This is a genomic window from Murimonas intestini (assembly GCF_024622195.1).
Taxonomy (GTDB): Bacteria; Bacillota; Clostridia; order Lachnospirales; family Lachnospiraceae; genus Murimonas; species Murimonas intestini.
Genome location: NZ_JANKBI010000015.1, coordinates 32,052 through 51,318, shown reverse-complemented (window position 1 = coordinate 51,318; position 19,267 = coordinate 32,052). Strand labels below are relative to the sequence as shown.

General features: G+C 47.4%; 15 protein-coding genes. 1 reads left to right on the top strand and 14 read right to left on the bottom strand.

Annotated features, from left to right (window positions below; genetic code table 11):
• Positions 1-59: 59 nt before the first annotated feature.
• From lon to NSB28_RS18350, 7 genes are all read right to left on the bottom strand, one after another.
• Positions 60-2,330, bottom strand: coding sequence for an endopeptidase La (gene lon, locus NSB28_RS18380; RefSeq protein WP_109748071.1), 2,271 nt, complete (start codon positions 2,328-2,330; stop codon positions 60-62).
• 165 nt (positions 2,331-2,495) lie between these two features.
• Complete coding sequence (locus tag NSB28_RS18375) at positions 2,496-3,908, bottom strand: alpha-galactosidase (RefSeq protein WP_109748070.1); 1,413 nt, start codon at positions 3,906-3,908, stop codon at positions 2,496-2,498.
• A gap of 24 nt (positions 3,909-3,932) precedes the next feature.
• Positions 3,933-5,624 carry an alpha-glucosidase gene (locus NSB28_RS18370; protein WP_257497884.1) on the bottom strand — a complete coding sequence of 564 codons (1,692 nt, stop codon included), beginning with the start codon at positions 5,622-5,624 and terminating at the stop codon, positions 3,933-3,935.
• A 17-nt stretch (positions 5,625-5,641) separates the two neighbouring features.
• The gene (gene deoC / locus NSB28_RS18365; protein WP_109748069.1) at positions 5,642-6,331 is read right to left on the bottom strand and encodes a deoxyribose-phosphate aldolase; all 690 of its coding nucleotides are present in this window, start codon (positions 6,329-6,331) and stop codon (positions 5,642-5,644) included.
• A 9-nt stretch (positions 6,332-6,340) separates the two neighbouring features.
• Positions 6,341-7,408 carry a Gfo/Idh/MocA family protein gene (locus NSB28_RS18360; RefSeq protein ID WP_109748068.1) on the bottom strand — a complete coding sequence of 356 codons (1,068 nt, stop codon included), beginning with the start codon at positions 7,406-7,408 and terminating at the stop codon, positions 6,341-6,343.
• 93 nt (positions 7,409-7,501) lie between these two features.
• Positions 7,502-8,542: an alcohol dehydrogenase catalytic domain-containing protein gene (locus tag NSB28_RS18355; protein WP_109748067.1), complete on the bottom strand. Its 1,041-nt coding sequence runs from the start codon at positions 8,540-8,542 to the stop codon at positions 7,502-7,504.
• Between the two features lie 53 nt (positions 8,543-8,595).
• A complete protein-coding gene (locus NSB28_RS18350; protein WP_109748066.1) occupies positions 8,596-9,648 on the bottom strand; it encodes a Gfo/Idh/MocA family oxidoreductase in 1,053 nt (350 codons plus the stop codon).
• Positions 9,649-9,875: 227 nt separating this feature from the next.
• On the opposite strand from NSB28_RS18350, the gene NSB28_RS18345 reads away from it, so the two are divergent.
• Positions 9,876-10,664 (top strand): DeoR/GlpR family DNA-binding transcription regulator, encoded by a 789-nt coding sequence (locus NSB28_RS18345; RefSeq protein WP_257497885.1) that lies wholly within the window; start codon positions 9,876-9,878, stop codon positions 10,662-10,664.
• A gap of 94 nt (positions 10,665-10,758) precedes the next feature.
• Here NSB28_RS18345 and NSB28_RS18340 read toward each other — a convergent pair whose 3' ends face one another.
• The 7 genes from NSB28_RS18340 to NSB28_RS18310 all read right to left on the bottom strand — a co-directional run bounded on the left by NSB28_RS18340 (position 10,759) and on the right by NSB28_RS18310 (position 19,259).
• Positions 10,759-12,258: a xylulokinase gene (locus tag NSB28_RS18340; RefSeq protein WP_109748064.1), complete on the bottom strand. Its 1,500-nt coding sequence runs from the start codon at positions 12,256-12,258 to the stop codon at positions 10,759-10,761.
• 35 nt (positions 12,259-12,293) lie between these two features.
• Positions 12,294-13,568, bottom strand: coding sequence for an L-cysteine desulfidase family protein (locus NSB28_RS18335; protein WP_109748063.1), 1,275 nt, complete (start codon positions 13,566-13,568; stop codon positions 12,294-12,296).
• 85 nt (positions 13,569-13,653) lie between these two features.
• Complete coding sequence (locus tag NSB28_RS18330; RefSeq protein WP_109748155.1) at positions 13,654-14,769, bottom strand: uroporphyrinogen decarboxylase family protein; 1,116 nt, start codon at positions 14,767-14,769, stop codon at positions 13,654-13,656.
• 38 nt (positions 14,770-14,807) lie between these two features.
• Complete coding sequence (locus tag NSB28_RS18325; RefSeq protein ID WP_109748062.1) at positions 14,808-15,842, bottom strand: Gfo/Idh/MocA family protein; 1,035 nt, start codon at positions 15,840-15,842, stop codon at positions 14,808-14,810.
• 29 nt (positions 15,843-15,871) lie between these two features.
• Positions 15,872-17,233, bottom strand: coding sequence for a hypothetical protein (locus NSB28_RS18320; protein ID WP_109748061.1), 1,362 nt, complete (start codon positions 17,231-17,233; stop codon positions 15,872-15,874).
• Between the two features lie 50 nt (positions 17,234-17,283).
• Entirely contained in the window at positions 17,284-18,267 is a 984-nt protein-coding gene (locus tag NSB28_RS18315) for an ABC transporter ATP-binding protein (protein WP_109748060.1), read from the bottom strand.
• Positions 18,264-19,259, bottom strand: coding sequence for an ABC transporter ATP-binding protein (locus NSB28_RS18310; protein WP_109748059.1), 996 nt, complete (start codon positions 19,257-19,259; stop codon positions 18,264-18,266). The genes NSB28_RS18315 and NSB28_RS18310 overlap by 4 nt, the downstream gene beginning before the upstream one ends.
• Positions 19,260-19,267 lie beyond the last annotated feature (8 nt).

Below are 19,267 nucleotides of genomic sequence, written 5' to 3'. Positions count from 1 at the left end.
CCTGAAAATATGCGTATAGTTTTATTGTATTCTGTTTTCAGGAGGTGGTGCCTGCATATCTACGATGTTAACACAGTCTTCAGTACATCCGTCACTTTTTTCACCGGCAGGATCTGCAGCTTCCCTTTTACCTCTTCCGCCACCTCTTCCAGGTCATCTATATTATCTTCCGGTATAAAGACCATTGTTATGCCAGCGCGCTGCGCGGCCAGAAGCTTCTCCGGCAGGCCGCCTATGGGCATTATCCTGCCCCTGAGGGATATCTCCCCCGTCATTGCGTATTCGGGGTCAACTCCCCTTCCCGTTATCAGGGAGGCAATGGCAGTCAGAAGCGTGATGCCTGCTGACGGGCCATCCTTGGGCACAGCCCCAGCCGGGACATGTATATGCAGATCATTCGTATTCAGTTTTTCTGCTTCCTCAGGATAGAGAGCTTTTACAAGGGTGATGGCTATCTGAGCTGATTCCTTCATCACCTCTCCCAGCTGGCCCGTTATCTGTATCTTTCCCGAACCTTTTGTAAGAGAAGTCTCTATAAAGAGGATCTCACCGCCTGCTGACGTCCACGCCAGTCCGGTCACTACCCCCGGAATCTTCTCCTCCAGTATTCCTTCATGATGCAGGACATTTCTTCCAAGAAATTCCGCAACTCTCTTTTCGCTTACTGTGATACTCTTCTGCTCTTCTTTTACAAGCTTTACCGCTGCCGATCTGCACAATGTATCTATCTGCTTCTTTAATCCTCTGACACCGGACTCCATCGTGTAATCGTCAATTATTTTTCTGAGCGCACCGTCTGTGATATTTAAATTTCTGGCCTTTATCCCCATGCTCAGCATTGCCTTTGGAATCAGATGTTTTCTGGCTATCTGAAATTTTTCCAGGGCTGTATATCCAGGGAACTGAATGACTTCCATCCTGTTAAGAAGAGGCTCTGGAATCGTATCCGTTGTATTTGCCGTGCACACAAACAGGACCTTTGACAGATCATACGGCACATTCATATAGTGGTCCGTAAAGTTGGAATTCTGCTCCGGATCAAGCACTTCCAGCAGCGCGCTGGCCGGGTCGCCCCCATAGTCCTTTGCCAGTTTGTCCACCTCGTCCAATACCATTACAGGATTCATCACTCCGCTGCGTTTCATGCCCTCCATGATCCTGCCCGGCATGGCCCCTATATAAGTCCTCCTGTGCCCGCGTATCTCAGCCTCATCCCTGATGCCTCCCAGGCTGATCCTGACATAGCCCCGGTGGAGCGCACGGGCTATGCTCTGGCCTATGCTGGTTTTTCCTGTTCCCGGAGGCCCCACAAAAAGCAGGATAGAGCCGGCCTGCTTTTTATTCAGGATCATCACCGCCATCTGCTGTATAATGCGCTCCTTTACTTTCTTTAGCCCATAGTGGTCCTCATCAAGTATACGCTCAGCCTCCAGAAGATCCACATTATCATCCTCATGTGTCTGCCAGGACAGGCTTGTCAAAAAATCCAGATAGTCATACAGCATCCCGTATTCATGGCCGTCCTTGCCTTCCTGCTTCATACGGTTAAGTACCTTATCGGCTTCCCTGCGCGCTTCTTCATTCATACCTGATTCATTCAGCTTGCTCTCAAACCTGCGCACATCAGATATATTCTCAGGGTGCATTTCATCCAGCTGCCTCTGCAGTATCTCTATCTGTTTCTTAATAGCCATCTCACGGTAAGCCTGCTCATTTGTCTCTTCCTGGGCATCCTCCGCCTCTCTGCTGATCTTGGATACTGCCATGAATTCATAAACAGCCGCCTCTATTTTCTCATAACGTTCTTTTTTGGAGCCTGTCTCCATAATGGCATATTTCTCTTCTGAAGAAATAGTCAAATACCCTGAAAGTGCACATGCTACCTCATCCAGGCTCCTCCAGTGCAGTATAAAGCTCCTGGCCCAGACTCCCCACTGGAATCCCTGTACAAACTTCAAAAGTGAGGACTTGATCTTTTCAAATTTCTGGCCAACTTCTTCCGGTGTAATATCCTCTTTATCCTCCAGAGAGCTGGCTGAGGCCTCAATCACCTGTTCAGAAACCTCTATATCACATATCTCCACTCTCTCATTAGCTTTAATTGAAATATTGCCCTCTGAATCAATGTTATCAACCTTTCCTGATATGCCGACAGGATAAAAATCATCAGCCGTCATTCCCCCTCTCTCTTTGTCGGATTTCTGGACTATGAACAAAATGTCCTCATCCTTTTTTATCTCTGCAATATCAGGTCTCTGTAATATTTCACTTTTAAAATAGAATGTCACTCCCGGCAGAATCATCATGTCATATATAGGTACGATTATCATAAAATCCCTCCTCCCCGATGTACGCCACTAACCTGGCATATGCAAAAGTTTTTGACTCTGGCATCTTTAGATTATTATAGCAAATTTTCTGCAAAAGTAAAATAGCTGTGCATCACGGAGCGTGTTACTGATCACGGAATAAACAGTAACAAAAAGAGCAGGCCGTCAGTCCGCTCTCTCTATCCTGTATGCTCTTACTCCTCCCCCTGCTTTATAATCTCCCGGCACACTCACCCGCAGGCATCCCATATACTTCCCTTCTACTGTCCTGCACTCCCCGCTCCATAAATCGCGGACCTGATAAGATGCCTCCGGTCCAAACCCTATCTCCTCAAGAGGTATCTGCACAATAAAATCCCTGTCAGCAATGCCCTCATTCCCCATGACCAGGATAGCCGCTTGTCCCTCAATATACCGAATATAAGGTATTGACCCGCTTTTGGGAATACACTTTGCTGGAAGGATGTTTGTCTCTTTTCTGTTATAGTGAAGGATGTCCTGGTTTTCATTCCGGATCCTTAATATCTGTCTGCAGTCGTCCAGCATTTCTCTGTGTCCGTGTTCCTTTATCTCATCCCATACGATGCGGCTGCCAAGCAGCCAGCCGCCTGACTCTGAGTCAGGATTGGAATCGTAGAAATCAATCTCCCGGCTCTTTTCAAAGCCTTCATAGATCTTTTTCTTTAAACTGCTCACGAAATGCACCCCGGAATCAAATTCCTCACCTGACATAAATAATGGGATATTATATCCAAATACAGCACTGTAACCGAATTTAAATCTGCTGCCTCTGAGCGCATAATAATTCCCGCTGCCCATATTGATCCCCTCATCATGGCAGCTAATCTGCATTGTGGCATACCCTGGCTCTTCTGAGAATTCGCCTGCCATATTATGTGAAAAATCATCCCTGTCACACTGCCTGATATGATAACGGCTGTTTTCTCCTATCACCGCTATCTCATGCCCTCTCCTTCTGCATTCCCAGGCAATGTCATCCCAAATGCCCATCACGTCCTCAAAGGGCGAAACACCGTTTGGTCCGTCCAGCCTGTACCCGTCAAATCCATATTTGACTGTAGTTTCTACCCACAGGTCGACCCACCATTTTTTGAATTCGGGATTTGCATAGTCAAAGTCCGCCATTCCCCATTCTCCGCCTCTGAACCAGCCCGGATGTTCCGCAAGCAGCGGGCTGTCCAGTGTCACTCCATGTGTCACTGCTTCTCCAATTATGCGTATCTCCCTCTTGTGAGCTTCCCTGATAAGCTCCTTCAGAGCCTCGTCTGTCCCAAGGGCAGGATCTACTTTTCTTGGATCCCGCATGGCATAGACAGTCCAGAATTCAGAAAAATGACTGCTGCCCTCAGTGCAGCCTGCCAGCCATACTGTATTAATTCCCAGCTCCTTCAGATAGTCCAGCTTTCCTATAGTACTACTGAAGGTACCGCTTCCTGAGCCGGCACCTTCTCCATCCGGTGAAGTAAAGGTCCGCGGATTAATCTCATAGATGATGGCATTCTTCAGCCAATCAGGAGGTGGGGTGGGGTTTTTCGTCGTAATTTCAATATGTGCCATTTTTCTCCTCCTCTTTCATTTGCTTCATACAAGGTACATTCTGGCCTCATATGGTCTAAGCTCTGTTTCTTTTCTGATTTCTGGATAGTTGCAAATCAGCAGTTCTCCCCATTCCTCATTATCAGGCAGCTTTATCGCTCTTGTAAGCTCATGAAAATTACAGATCACCCGCAGGCTTTCCTTCTCCCCCGTCCTTGTGTACCATATAATGTCAGGATCTTCTTTATACTCCATCGTGAATCTTCCATCCCTGAATACATCATAGGTTTTCCGTAATCTTATAAGCTTTTTGTAATAATGAAATACCGAGTCTTCATCCTGAAGCTGGGCACCGGCATTTATAGTTTTGTAATCCGGATTCACAGGCATCCACGGATCTCCGGTTGAGAAACCCGCATTTGGTGAATCATCCCACTGCATAGGTGTCCGGGCATTGTCCCTGCATTTTGCATGTACAGACCGCATAATTTCTGCTCTGCTGCACCCCGCCTCCAGTCTTTCCTGATACATCCTGAGAGTCTCAATATCTCTGCACTCTTCAATAGAAAGCCCCGGATTTGTCATTCCCAGTTCTTCCCCCTGATAGATAAAGGGTGTACCCTGCATTCCGTAAAGAATGGAAGCCAGCATTTTTGCCGACAGTTCTCTGTATTCTCCGCTGTCATTTCCCCATCTGGATACGACCCTGGGCTGGTCGTGGTTATTCCAGAAGAGGCTGTTCCAGGCCTTTCCATACATCCCTGTCTGCCATTTTTCAAAGATCTTCTTCATTCTAATAAAATCAAGAGGCTTCAGGTCCCACTTTATGCCATTCTCGCAGTCGAGTTCCATAAGCTCGAACTGGAAAATCATGTTTAATTCTCCTTCTTCAGCCCCTGCATATTTCCATGCTTCTTCCAGAGTCACTCCGCTGCACTCGCCTACTGTCATCACATCATAAAGGCTCAGCACCTTCCTGTTCATTTCCTTCAGATACTCATGGACACAGGGACCATTTGCCGTGACTTCAAATGAAGTATACCCGCTCTCTCCTGCTTCACCGTCAGGGTACCCCGGCAGCTTTGAGATCAGACTGATAACGTCCATCCTGAATCCATCGATCCCTTTATCCAGCCACCACCTCATCATTTTATATATCTCTTCCCGCACCAGAACGTTTTCCCAGTTTAAATCAGGCTGCTTCCGGGAAAAGAGATGCAGGTAGTATTCTTTTGTGGTGCTGTCCCATTCCCATGCACTTCCCGAGTAGCAGGAGCCCCAGTTATTTGGTTCATCCCCCCAGGCCTGTTCTTTACTGGTATCTAATCCCTCCCTGGTGTTCTGCCTTTTCCCCTCTTTCCATATATAATAATCCCTGTATGGATTGTCTTTTGACTTTTTGCTCTCCTGAAACCAGACATGCTCATCCGAGGTATGGTTCACAACTAGATCCATAATGATTCTAAGCCCAAGCCCATGAGCTCTTGAAAGCATCCTGTCAAAATCCTCCATGGTTCCGGCCTCTTTTAACAATTTATAATAGTCTCTGATATCGTAACCGTTGTCATCCTGAGGGGAATCATAGATTGGAGACAGCCATACAACATCCGCTCCCAGTTCCCGGATATATGGCAGCTTTTCTGTAATTCCGTTAATATCTCCTATCCCGTCTCCGCTGCTGTCCTTAAAGCTTTTTGGATAAACCTGATAAACTACTGCATCCTTCCACCATTCCATCCTGCTCATCCTCCCCTTCATTTATTTTCCATCTCAAATTCTTCCAGTATCTTAAGGGAGCTGCTGGTGCCTATCCGGCATGCACCTGCCATAAGCATCTCCCGGCATGTCTGCCAGTCCCTAATCCCTCCTGCGGCCTTTACTTTCACATCCTCTCCCGATGCTTCCTTCATGATCCGCACAATATGCGCATCTGCCCCAGAACAGCCAAGCCCGGTACTCGTCTTAATATAATCCGGTCCCACCTTCTTTGCCATACCTGCAGCCATTTTGATTTCCTCTCCGGTGAGATAACAGATTTCAAATATGACCTTCAAAATCACATTGAAGCTTTTGCACAGAGATGTCATTTCTCTCATTTCTTTTTCTATGTAATCCCAGTTTCCTGCTTTAAGCTCCCCAATATTTAGCACATAATCAATCTCATCCGCCCCGTTTTTTACTGCATCTTCAGCACAAAATATCTTTGCGGCGAGAGTATCCTGTCCAAGCGGGAAGCTGACCGCAGCGCCTACATGTACACCGCTTCCGGCCAGCAATTCCCTGCACAGCCTGACCGGCGCCGGATTGATGGCCACCATGGCAAAATTATTTTCTCTGGCCTCCCGGCACAGCTTTTCAAAATCCTCCCTGACTGCATATGGCTTCAGGTTTGTGTGATCGATCATGCTGCAGAGCTGCTGCCTTGTTATCCTGAATTCCTCCATAAATTCCTCCTACACCCAGTCCTGAGATCTTGTCATCTCAGTGCTGCCTTTTGATATGCACGTCTCCATGGCAAAGGAAAGATAAGTATCCTGCAGAGCATCCCTGAGGCTCAAAGATTCCCTGCCTGTATCCAGATATTCCTTCATTTTTATGAGGCACTCTGCCACTGCGGTTTCATCATCGTTCATCCTTACATCTCCGAAAGGATTTTTATATACATATTCCCCCTGAAACTGCATGCCGAGATGATGCCACCCTGCATTGCCGCAGATTCCTCTGTCAACCCTGCGGATATTTTCTTCCATCCCCTCATTATGGCCGTTCAGGTATCTGACTGTTAAATCATTTATCTCACCGCGCGTTCCCTGTATATTCAGCCTCCTTGTACGGATAACTGAATTATACTGCTCTCCCATGAAATCATATATACATGTTCTGCCATTTTCAAATTCCAGGGTGGCCAGAGCCCTTTTTGTATCAATGACAGTTCCGTCATAATCAAATCCGCCCCTGTCCTCCGTCTTTACAAATGATGTTTTCAAAGATTCCCCATGGATTCTGCAGTTTTCAAAACCAAGTCCCAAAAAATTTCTGAAAAGATTTACTGCGTGATAATCATGTACTGCTGAAAGCATGGCCATAGAGGTTTTTCCGATGATTCCCCTGCTAATTATCTCCCTGATAGCTGCATACACAGGCCAGAAAATATACTGCTCAGCCACCTGGATTTTCATTTTTGTCCTCTCCGCCATATGCCACAGCTGATTTAAGCCCTCCGTATCAGCTGCAGGAGGTGTCTCGCACAGTACCGGCACCTGAAGCCTAGCCAGCTGCCCAAGATACTCTTCCGCCGCTTCTCTCGGGACACAGAGCACTGCGAAATCCGGACCCGCCTTTAACGCCTCCTCAATAGATGCGAATGCCGCCTCTCCCCGCTTTCTGAGTTCGCCCGCCCTCTCACTTGTCCGCACTACTCTGGATACGGCTTCCAGCCTGTCGGGCAGCATCTGAGCCGCCCTGATATAGAAATCCGCTCTCCATCCATAACCGATTACCATATATTTGATTTTTTCCATTCTGCTTTCTTCTCCTTATTATCCTGCTGCTCCAGTTTCCTGCGGGCCAGGCATTTCCGTGCCCCTTTCCGTGCCCCTGCAGCTGTCACATGTTCAGAACCTGATCAGTGTCTTCAGTCCCTGACCGCTCTCTGCATATTCTACTGCCTCCAAAAATCTGCCAAGTTCAAATTCCCTTGTAATCAGCCCTCTCAGATCAAGGCTTCCATCCTCCGCCATGTGTGCGATCTTTCTGCACTGTCCTGCATTACACCTGGTGGACCCGCAGACCTTCAGCTCTCTGTAATGGAGTATGTTGGAATGCAGCTGTATACAGTCTTTTCCCTGGGGCAGCCCGCCAAAAAACAGAATCCTTCCTTTGATATCCATAAAATCAAATGAATTTTCCTGTACTTCTTTAGAGGCACAGGCGGTGATGCACACATCCACTCCTCTGCCTCCCGTCATGCTCATAACAGTATCTTTTATTTTTTCCGGCCCTCCGGTTATGACAAACGGGGCAACAGCTTTTCCTTTTTCCAGCCTCTCCCCGGACAGATCGCTTAAAAAGACCATACCGGCTCCCTGGGCCTTTGCAAGCAGCGCATGAAGGACTCCGATAGGCCCCGCTCCGAAGATCAGAATGTTATCTCCCTTTTTAATGCCTGCCCTCTCCTGACCGTTCAATACACATGCTGCCGGTTCAAATACAGCTGCCTCTTCCATGGATATGCTGTCTTTTAAAAGAATCACGCACCCCTGGCGTACTGCCTTATCCGGCACTCTTATGTACTCAGCAAACCCCCCGTCAGTATTGATACCGAAGGCCTCATATTCTCCGCAGAGATGATAATCTCCTTCCCGGCAGCTTTTGCATTCCCCGCATCCAAAATTAGGAGCTATGAATACACGCATGCCGGGCCTGTAATTTTTGACTGCCTTGCCCACACCCACAATCACTCCGCTGATCTCATGACCCAATGTCAGCGGATGATCTTCATCTACCCCCATATAGCCGTTTTGTATCATTCTGAGATCTGAACCGCATATGGCGGCTGCACATGTTTTAACAAGAATCTCATTCTCTCCTATCCGCGGAATCTCACACTCCACCATACGGATATCGTTTTCCCCAAACAGCTTTGCACTCAGCATACCTTCCCTCCTTTTCCCAGCACCCGGCGCTTCACAATATATTTGTGGTTGTTTTACATAACAAGCTTTATCACCTTCCCAGTATTTATAGATTCATTTCCTGCCCTCACTACAGCAACTGCCATTTTGCCATCCCTGCCGTCGGGAGCCGGTTTGCTGCCATTTTGTATACATTGGATAAAAAACTTGTCTTCCTCCAGATAAGCCTGCTCAAAAAGATTTCTCCAGCTCTTTACAGCATCGCTGTGGATACCGCTGCCTGCGCTGCATGAAATTACTGTGTCCTCCTTCAGGCTGCCCACTTTTATCACACCCCTGGTCCCCAGCACTTCCAGCCTGGCATCATATCCGTAACCTACTCCCTGGGCCCCTTCTATACACCCGATCACACCATTTTTCATTTTTATATTCAATAATACAGTATCGTAAAAGTCGGGATACTGCTCTGCCGCATCCCTGCATCTGAAATTGCCGCCCACCGCATATATCCGCTCCGGCTCACTCCCGGAAAACCAGCGCAGTGTGTCAATGTCATGGCTGTTCACTTCCGCAAGAGGCCCATTGCTCTTCTTAATATCATACATCCATTCATGAGGTGTGCTGGGCCCTCTTGTAAGAGACTTAATCATAACCACATCCCCAATTTCACCTTCATCTACCATCTTTTTCGCTTTAACAAAACCGGCGTCAAACCTTCTCATAAAGCCTACCTGGAGTATTACCCCATTTTCCTCCGCGGCCCGGAACATCCGCTCACACTCCTCCTCATTCATGGCCATAGGTTTTTCACAGAAAATATGCATTCCATGAGCAGCCGCCATAATGGCTATTTCGCAGTGGTATTTTGTAGGTGTGGCAATTACAACTGCATCCGCATTGCACTTCATTATCGCTTCAGAATAATCTTCATACCAGTATGCCGCTCCCAGTTCTGCCGCCGCCCTCTGGGCCTCTGTCCCGTCCGTGTCTGATACACCGGCTATCTCTGCATCAGGGATACTGGCGGTAAAATTTCTGGCATGTATCATACCTGCTCTTCCTGCACCGATCAGGCATACTTTTATTTTATCTCTTTTATTTTTCGTTTTTCTTTCTTTTATTGTCATTTATGCTCCTTTCTTTCCGTTTTTATTGTTTGTTTTTATTTTTATATTGAGCAGTATACTATTTGTATTAAACAAGCATAATAACAGATATATGCTTTTCTTATCCGCTTATTTTCTATCGTTTTATATCATTTTGTTTGTTTTATAAGCGTTGACGCTTTTTCCAAAATATTCTATAATTGTAAATAACAATAAACTGTATGAGTTAAATATAACCGGAGGTAATTATGGAAAACTTGTCACATCCTCTCTTTGCTGAGGAAAGAAGAAAGGAGATTCTGGAGCTTCTTGAAAGACAAAACAAAGTACTTGTGCCTGAGCTCTGTGAGCTCTTTAATGTCTCTCCCGCCACTATACGGACGGATCTGCGCATTCTGGACAGTGAAGGAGTCTTAAAACGTACACATGGCGGTGCAGTTAACCTGAGCAAAGCTGCCTACGAGCCCACTTCAGATTTAAAGCTCTCCCAAAAGAGCGAGGAAAAAAAGCGGATTGCAGAATATGCCATACAGCTCATAGAAAACAGTGACACCATTGCCCTTGATACCGGAACAACTACTCTTGAACTGGCTAAACTGCTTCCATCCAAGCATGGCCTGACTGTGATCACAAACGATATTACAATCGCCATCTACCTGGAACAGAATTCGGACGCAAACGTGATAGTACTGGGTGGTCCGCTGCGAAGAGGCTTTAACTGTACTGCCGGTTCCCTGGCCGTTAAAATGATGGAGCCTTTTAACGTAGATAAAGCATTTCTGGCCTCCAACGCCTTTTCTTTTGAGGCCGGTTTTTCCACCCCCAGCATTGAACAGGCAGAAGTAAAACAGGCAATGATACGGTCGGCTTCAGAAGTAAATATGCTGATCGACAGCTCAAAATTTGACTGTATCGCCTTTTACCGTTTTGCTTCCCTGGATGATATTCACCAGTTAGTTACAGACAATTCACTTTCTGCGGAAGACAGAGATACGCTCAGAACTTGTCACGAAACACTTAAGCTTGCCATTGTCTGATCCCCGGCCGGAAATCCTTTCTCCTATTCTTACGGTTGTTCTCACGGTCTGTGCAGTAAATGTGCAGACCTTCTGAATAGCTGCATGTATATATTTACTTCCCCTCACAAAATTCCTCTATCTTCTCCAGAAGCCTTAAATAATCCTGAGCCAGTTTTTCATATACTTTATTATTTTCTTCCCGGGGATAAATATACCCTTTTTCTTCGTCTGCAGTTTCCTTATGTTGTTCAGTACTGATACCCACTGCTCTGGCTGCGATCATAGCGCTTCCTTCCAAGGCTGTATCCACCTCTTTACATGGCATTACTTTTACGCCCAGCACGTCCGCCTTGATCTGGTTAAACAGATGGCTGCCGGCCCCTCCGCCCATAGTATAGACACGATCGAACCTTCCTTCAGGATACAGCTCATGCAGTACCCTCATATAATGTCTGTATTCATATGCGATGCCTTCCATGATGCTCCTGTACATGGCCCCTCTTGTATGATTCCAGCGGAGGCCCGCAAAGCACCCTGACAGTTTAGGATGGCAGGGCAGCACCCGGCCTGAGAAGTGGGGAATAAAAAATATGCCTCCGCTTCCCGCCTCCGCCTTCCCGGCCTCCCTTTCCAGTTCTTCATATGTGGCATGAGGACTGCCGGAAAGCTCATCCCGCAGCCACCTAAGTCCCAGACCTCCTCCATTTATATATGCCATAGGCAGCCATATATCCTCATCCGGTGAACGCATCAGTGTAATAGTGTCATACTCTGTATCAGGCTTATAGCTGTCCACTGCCCCGCAGAGTACTGAAGCCGTTCCTGCACAGTCCAGGAGCATTCCTTTCTCCATTCTGCCAGTCCCGTAGACAGATGCGGCAGTGTCACCGCATCCTGCAGCTACAGGGATTCCTGAAGGCAAACCGGTAGCTGCCGCAAATTCCCGGCCCGTCCTGCCCACCACATCAAAAGGAGAGATAATTCTGGCCATTTTCCCCTCATCTGCCTGAAATACTTCCAGAAGTTCCTCCGACCACGTTTTCTTCAGATTATCCCCAAAACCCGAATACTGGATATGTGTATAATCAAAATACTGTTCGTCTCCCCGCAGGCCTGTTATCCTGCCAGCTACATACGCCGAGGGAACCACAAATTTATATACCTTCTGATAGAGCTGCGGCTGTTCATGCTTCAGCCACAGGATCTTGGGGCCATGCGTAAATGAGACGGGAGCCCCTGTTATCTCCGTAATTCTTTTCCCGTATCTGCGTCTCATATCTTCTGCATACGTACTGCACCTGGTATCCAGCCAGGAATCATATGGTGTAACTGCCTCTCCCTCTTCGTCCGTTCCCATAATTCCAGCCATCTGACCGTCAATACCGATCGCCGCTATTTCTGCCGGCGGCACTTTGCTGTTTTCTGCGGCTCCCCTAGCTGCCTCCAGACATGCCTGATACATGCCCCGTGGGTCCTGCCAGACCATACCTGGCTGCGGACTCACTAAGGCCAGCGGTACAAAATATGTCCCTTTCCGTTTCATCTCTCTGTCAAATACAGCTGCCTTACACCCCTGTGTTCCTATATCAATGCTTAAAATATATTCTGCCATGCAAGTCTCTCCCCTCCGGTTACAAATAAGGCAATTCAGCTATGTTCCAGCATGATCTGAAGGATCTTCTCATCCGTGGAAGTCATTCCTTCTCTGGCCATCCTGCCAATACATTTGATTGTCTCCTCCGTCCCATCCTTCATAAGTCCGTCACCCGGTGCAAAGAAAATTCCCTGCTTTGCCATCTCCAGAGACAGGAGGCCTGCTTCCAGAGCTATTGCTATTTTAGACGCGCAGGACGCTTTTGCTCCATCACATACCATCCCGCCAATAGTACATATGGTATTTGCTACAGCTTTCTCTATCACTTCCCTGCTGTCTCCCTCAATCCACCCGATACCGCTGACCGCGCCGGCTGCTGCAGATACAGCGCCGCAGAATGCAGACAGACGACCGATAAATGATTTCTGGTAAATGGCAATGAGGTTGCCAAGCGCCAATGCCCTGTATAATGTCTCTTTATCTGTTCCCATCTGATCAGCATACTCTATAATCGGAACAGATACAGTCAACCCCTGGTTGCCGCTTCCTGAATTGATCACTACCGGCATAGGGCAGCCTCCCATCCTGGCATCAGAGCCGGCGGCGGCAAAAGCAACTACCCTGTTCCTGACGTCATCTCCAAAGTTTTCCATTATAACTCTTCCTACCCCTGCGCCATATTTTTTCTTTATTCCCTCTATGGCAACGGATTGGTTACATGCTATCTGTGCATCCAGCAGCCCTCTGATGTCCTCCTGCTTTACCTCTTTTGCAAACCTGAAGATATCATCCAGATTCAGGCTGGATGCCCCGCCGGTGTTCTGCATTTCCTCCTGCCCTTCCTCGTCCTCAAATACCGTTTCTCCATTTTTCTTTATCCTCACAACATGTGTATGGCCGCCTGCTATCACAACCTCAGCACTATTCTCTTCTGCTTCAGCTTCCACAGCTATATACAGATTTTCTTCCGTACAGGCCAGCTCACATGTGATTATTTCCGCATTTAAGATTTTTTTTGCCGCTTCTCTGGCCTCTATTCCTATACCGTCAAGCAGTTCCAGCTCCATTTTGCTGTCTCCGCCTGCAATTCCCAGTGCAGCTGCACTTTCAATACCCTTTAGTCCGCCTGAATTAGGCACCTCCACTCCCTTTACATTCTTGATTATATTGCTGCTGCAGCTTATCCTCACTCTCTGCGGCATACTTCCAAGGACCTCCCTTGTCCGGGCTGCCGCATAGGCAACTGCGATCGGTTCCGTACATCCCAGCGCCGGTACCAGTTCCTTCCTAAGTATTCGCAAACAATTTTGATATGCTATGCTGTCCATCTGCTCCCCCCCCTGTCATCTCACTCAGCTGTATTGATTCAGTGCCGCAAATCAAAGAATCTATTTGCGGCACTGTTTTTCCTGACTACTTTTCAGAGCTGTAAAAATCCCTGCCTGCTGCTATTTCCTCTGCCACTTCATCCAGTACCTCCCTGACCAGACAGAATCTGTGCAGGGCATCATGGTTCCAGCCGCAGCCTCCTGACAATACAAATTTGGGACCAGCTGCTTTCATGGCCGTCTCCAGCCTTCTGCGGACTGTTTTCTTTACTTCTTCTCTGCTTGGACCAGAAAGGTCTGTTCCGCTGCCGCTGCCTCCTCCTGTGATAGACAGATATCCACTGGAGCCTCTGTCATGGTCCAGACCACCCACCAGCACTTTATCTGTCACCTGGCGCATCTCTTCTAAAGAGCAGTGTTCCCTGTGAGTATCAGCCCAGTTGAATGCCTGTACAGGATAATCCAGAAACTGGCTGGCACTGGCCCTGTCCCCATGGCACAGATGCGCTAAATTAAACCAGGTCTTGCCCTTTACCGCCTCCAGGTTTCTGAGATCATATTTTCCCGCACATTCCTCATACATTTCTTTTCCCATTTTTTCATAGAGGCCCATCTGGTAACCCAGGAAAAATCCGTCAGCGCCGGCATCTACAAATGCTTCCATCAGCCTTTCATTTGTCTCAGCCACCACTTCCATGCCCATACGTGCATATTTTTCCGAATACTTAAACTGGGAAGCTATGACTTCCTGATGAAAATGTCCCGCAGTCATTTCACACATCCATACTATATTGCTGAATATAGTCGGAAGTACCGGCACATCCCCTTTGTAATGGTCACACAGCCTTTTAACCACTTCGATCTCTCTCGCCAAAGCGCCTTTTTTCAGGTCAGGTACCTTGATCTTTGCCCATTCATGCGGGTCATTGACCGCAAAACGCACAGTGTTCATCCATGTATCATCTGTATAGCTCTCAGATGGCCGGATAACCTGCCCGAAGTCCTCTGTAAAGTACACACCGTTTGGCATGACCTTAATAAAGTCAAAGTCATAATTATCCTGGTAGTGGATAGTCGCCTGAGTAAAGTCCTTTACATTTCTGTCCTCCAGGTTAAAATGCGGCCCCCACATGGCGCATGGCGGCCTGTCCGCCACTCTTCCTTCTATTGCCGCCTGCAGTCTTGCTTTGTGTGTAATCATATCCTTCTCCTCCTGATTGTTTATATAATATTTTTTAGTTATCTGCTGACATCCACCCATCTCCCTGTCCTGTCCGACTCTCTGACAGCTTCCAGGACCTGCATGCATTCTATTCCTTCCCCGGCCGGCACAAAGGAGGGCTTCTTCCCGGCAATACACTCTATGAATTTATCCACTATTGCCGTGGCTCCCCCCGAGCCTTTCTCCGCCCATGGGCTTAAATCGTAATAAACCTTTTCACCGCTTTTTTTATATAATGTCACAGACCAGGGGTCTTCAAATGTTTTAATAACCCCTTCCGTGCCGAAGATATGTGTCTCTCTGTCCGTACACCCGTATGTACACCAGCCTGTATATAACATGCCTGTAATGCCCCCCTCGCACTTCAGCAGGATCATCGCCGTATCTTCATTGCGGATCAGGCATCCGTCAGAAGTGCGTTTATCCAGAGTAGGTGTACAGGCCATAACTGAAATTATCTTTCTCCCCAGCATCCAGGGAATCAGATCTATCCTGTGGCATCCTACAGACAGCATGACTCCCCCGTTTCCTTCTGCCCTGTCGTAATAGTTCCCCATCTGCCCGCTGTCAGTCACGGAATTTTCCGGACCGTTGTGGGACAAGAATGTTCGGAAAGACAATACCTTACCGACCGCTCCTTCCTCTATCAGCTGCTTTGCCTTCCAGTGAGGTTCATAGATTCTCTGGTTGTGGGAGATCATCAGCAGCCTGCCGCTCTTTTCTGCCGTCTCTTTCATTTCCACTGCCTGCTTCAGATTTACAGCCATTGGCTTTTCACACAGTACATGCTTGCCGCTTTTAAGAGCTGCTATGACTGTATCTCTGTGATATTTTTCGGGCGTACAGACACTGACCGCCATTAGTCCGGGATGTGCAAGCATTTCCTCCAGATTCTCGTAGGGGACTGCCCCATACTGTTCTGCTTCCCGTGCAGCCCGCCCCGGTACCGGGTCATAGATGGCTGCAAGCCTTGTGTGAGGATTTTGTACATAGGCAGGGATATGTCTCCCCCTGGCGATACTCCCGCATCCGATAATTCCTGTTAAAATCATAATGTCCCCTCCTTGCCTTAAGAAGCAGCTCAGATCACTTCTACCTCCATTCCATAGACCCTTCCTGCCTGCTGTATAAGAAATCCGCAGTTTCCTTGTATCAGAATAGCATGGTGGGATGACAGGCTTTCCATTATCCTGTGTCCGTTCCTGTTTTTAAAATGCAGAAGCGCTCCGTTTCTGCAGTCTGATCCCGGATATCCCACGTACTTTTCCAGATCTGCTTCTATGACGGTTATTTTCTTCATGTCCACATGTACCTTAGCCAGCACTACAGGACCGCACTCCATACGGCAGTCGATCACCGCTGCATTCTCATTTACAATTTCCAGTACTTTTGGCCGCATCATCCATTCACAGCAGAAGCTTTTCGGCACAAACCCAAAATATCCACAGTGAACACCCAGTGCATAATTATCCGAATCCTCAAGCCGTGGGAACTCTTTTATTTTCTCGTGTTTCAGGGCGGCCATCCCAACCAGGTACGGATAGATATTTGTCATCATAAACGGAGCTTTCAGGGCAGTGTACAAGATTTCTTCGCTTAAGAGCGTCACCAGATCCCCCTCACAGGCCCAGAGGATCCCGTCATACTCAAATAACCACTCCCACGCCAGACAGGGTGTTGTGTTAGAAGAAAACGACTCATTCAGGCAATTACTGCCGATACCCAGTACATTTTTATGCTGATCTGCTTCCTCTTTTATAGCTATATACAGCTTAACAGCATTCAGTATTGTCTCTTCCCCAAGATTGGAATGCGGCATCTTTCTTTTTTCCCAGAGTTCCCTGGCTTCTTCTTCTGTAATCTCTCCTGCCCTTACATTTACTTCTTTCCAGCTTCTGAAAATGATTTCCACACCAAAACTGTTTTTTATCTGCTCAATGCACTCCTCTTCCCACCAATAAAACCTTTTAAAGATATAGGCCTGCATCCCCTCCCCGGGACTGTCCTGAAAGATCAGAAATTTTCCGCCTTCTCTCATAGAATTTCTGGCCGCAACAGATCGCAGTATGACCTTTGCCATATCCTGGCTGTAGGGTGTAAACACATTTTTCATTCCCAGATTTTCCCTGAGATAAGCTGCTATCTCCCAATCCCACATTTCCACTGTTCCAAATTCTGATGTCATGATAATCACAGGCATTCCTATCCCTGATAACTGTTCTCCATATCCGAATACCGCACCTGTCATCTGCAGAAATACTGCAGCATCAGCCTCCGCAGCAGCTCTCCCTCCAACACCAGCCCCGCCAAGAGCTGCAGGCTCCAGAAACTCTGCCTCCTGTCTGTATGTTTCCTGCATTTTTTCTAACTGTATCCTGTACTCTTCCCTTTCCCGCGTATTTGATTCTATAAAATATAAAGGCAATAATCTGGCTTTTCTCATATACCTCCTCCTTTCTTATCCCCCTCGTTGTCCCGCGTCTCCTGCCCCGGTCAGCAGTGGTTGTCCTGCAGAAAACATGCTGTATAATGGCCGTTCCCGTCTGAAATAAGCGGAGGCCTCTCTTTCCTGCACCGGTCCTTTACATACATGCATCTCGTATGGAACCTGCATCCGGCCGGAGGGTCAAGAGGACTGGGGACATCTCCCTCCAGACATATCTGTTCCCTGTGCACATTCACATCTGCCACAGGAATTGCTGACATCAGCGCCTGTGTGTAAGGGTGGAGCGGATTTTGAAACAATTCGTTTTTATCAGCCATCTCCACAATACTTCCCAGATACATAACTGCCACCCTGTCACTGACATGTTTAACCACGCTTAAGTCATGTGAAATAAACAGGTAAGATAAATTATATTTCCTCTGGATATCTGCAAGCAGATTCAGGACCTGGCTTCTGATAGAAACATCCAGCGCAGATACAGGTTCATCACATACAATGAATTCAGGATTCAGGATCAGTGCCCTGGCTATTACGATCCTCTGCCTCTGTCCCCCGGAAAATTCATGGGGATATTTGTACATGGAATCTTCTCTGAGGCCTACTACCTTTGCCGTATCCAGAACCTTCTCTTCCCTTTCTTTTCTTGTACCTGTCTTATACACATCCAGAGGCGCCCTGATGATTTCCATTACTGTCATTCTGGGATTCAAAGATGCATATGGATCCTGGAAAACGATCTGCAGCTTTTCCCGTATCTTTCGCATCTCTTCCTTATCCAGTCTGTTCAGGTCTGTATCTTTATAATAGATCTCCCCTGACGTTGGCTCTGTCAGCCTGAGGATACACCTGCCCAGCGTGGACTTTCCACAGCCGCTCTCTCCCACCAGCCCCAGCGTCTCGCCCCTGTAGATATCAAATGTCACCCCATCTACAGCTCTCAGCTTTTTACCTTTTGTAAGAAAACCCTTTCCCACATCAAAATCCTTGCTCAGCTTATCTACTCTTATCAGAGGTTCTTTTAAGTCTGTCATATGTCTCCCTCCTTTGGCTGCTTTTCATTATAAAGGAAACACCTTACTTCTCTGCCCTGTATCCTGCCAAGAGCCGGATTTTCTTCTCTGCATCTGGGCATGGAATACTCACATCTGTCGCAGAACCGGCAGCCCCTTGGCATATCCTGAAGACTGGGGACCACACCTTCAATCGTATACAGCCTGTCCGTATCCTTTGCCAGCGAAGGGATCGATGCCAGCAGCCCTTTTGTATAGGGATGCAGCGGCTCCTCAAACAGCTCTCTCTTTCCCGCTTTTTCCACTACGTTCCCAGCATACATAACCATGATTTCATCAGCCATTTCCGCCACTACACCCAAATCATGTGTTATCAGGATAATCGCTGTATCCAGCTTTTCCTGTAATTCTTTCATGAGCCTGACGATCTGAGCCTGTATAGTCACATCCAGGGCTGTGGTAGGTTCATCTGCAATCAGAACCTGAGGATTACATGACAAAGCCATGGCTATCATCACCCTCTGCCTCTGTCCCCCGCTCAGCTGATGGGGAAATTGCTTTATTTTTGTCTCCGGAGATGGGATCCCAACCTTTTTCAGCATATCCAGGGACTTCCTGCGGGCTTCTGCCCTGGAGAGCTTCTGGTGTACCATAAACGGTTCCACCATCTGTCTTTCAATTGTCATGACCGGATTCAGCGATGTCATAGAATCCTGAAATATCATAGCAATCTCATTTCCTCGTATCTTACACATTTCTCTTCTGCTTTTCTTTGTCAGTTCCTCCCCGTGCATTCTCACGGAAGAGTTTTCCTCTATGAGAGAATTTCTCTCCGGCAGCAGTTTTAACATAGAAAGACAGGTCACACTTTTGCCGCATCCGCTTTCACCTACGATCCCCAGGGTCCGGCCGGGCATGAGTGTGAAATTTACATCTTCGACTGCATAGAATATTCCTTTCTTCGAATAAAATCCTGTTTTTAGATTTCTCACTTCCAAAATAGGTTCTGCCATATCTTTCT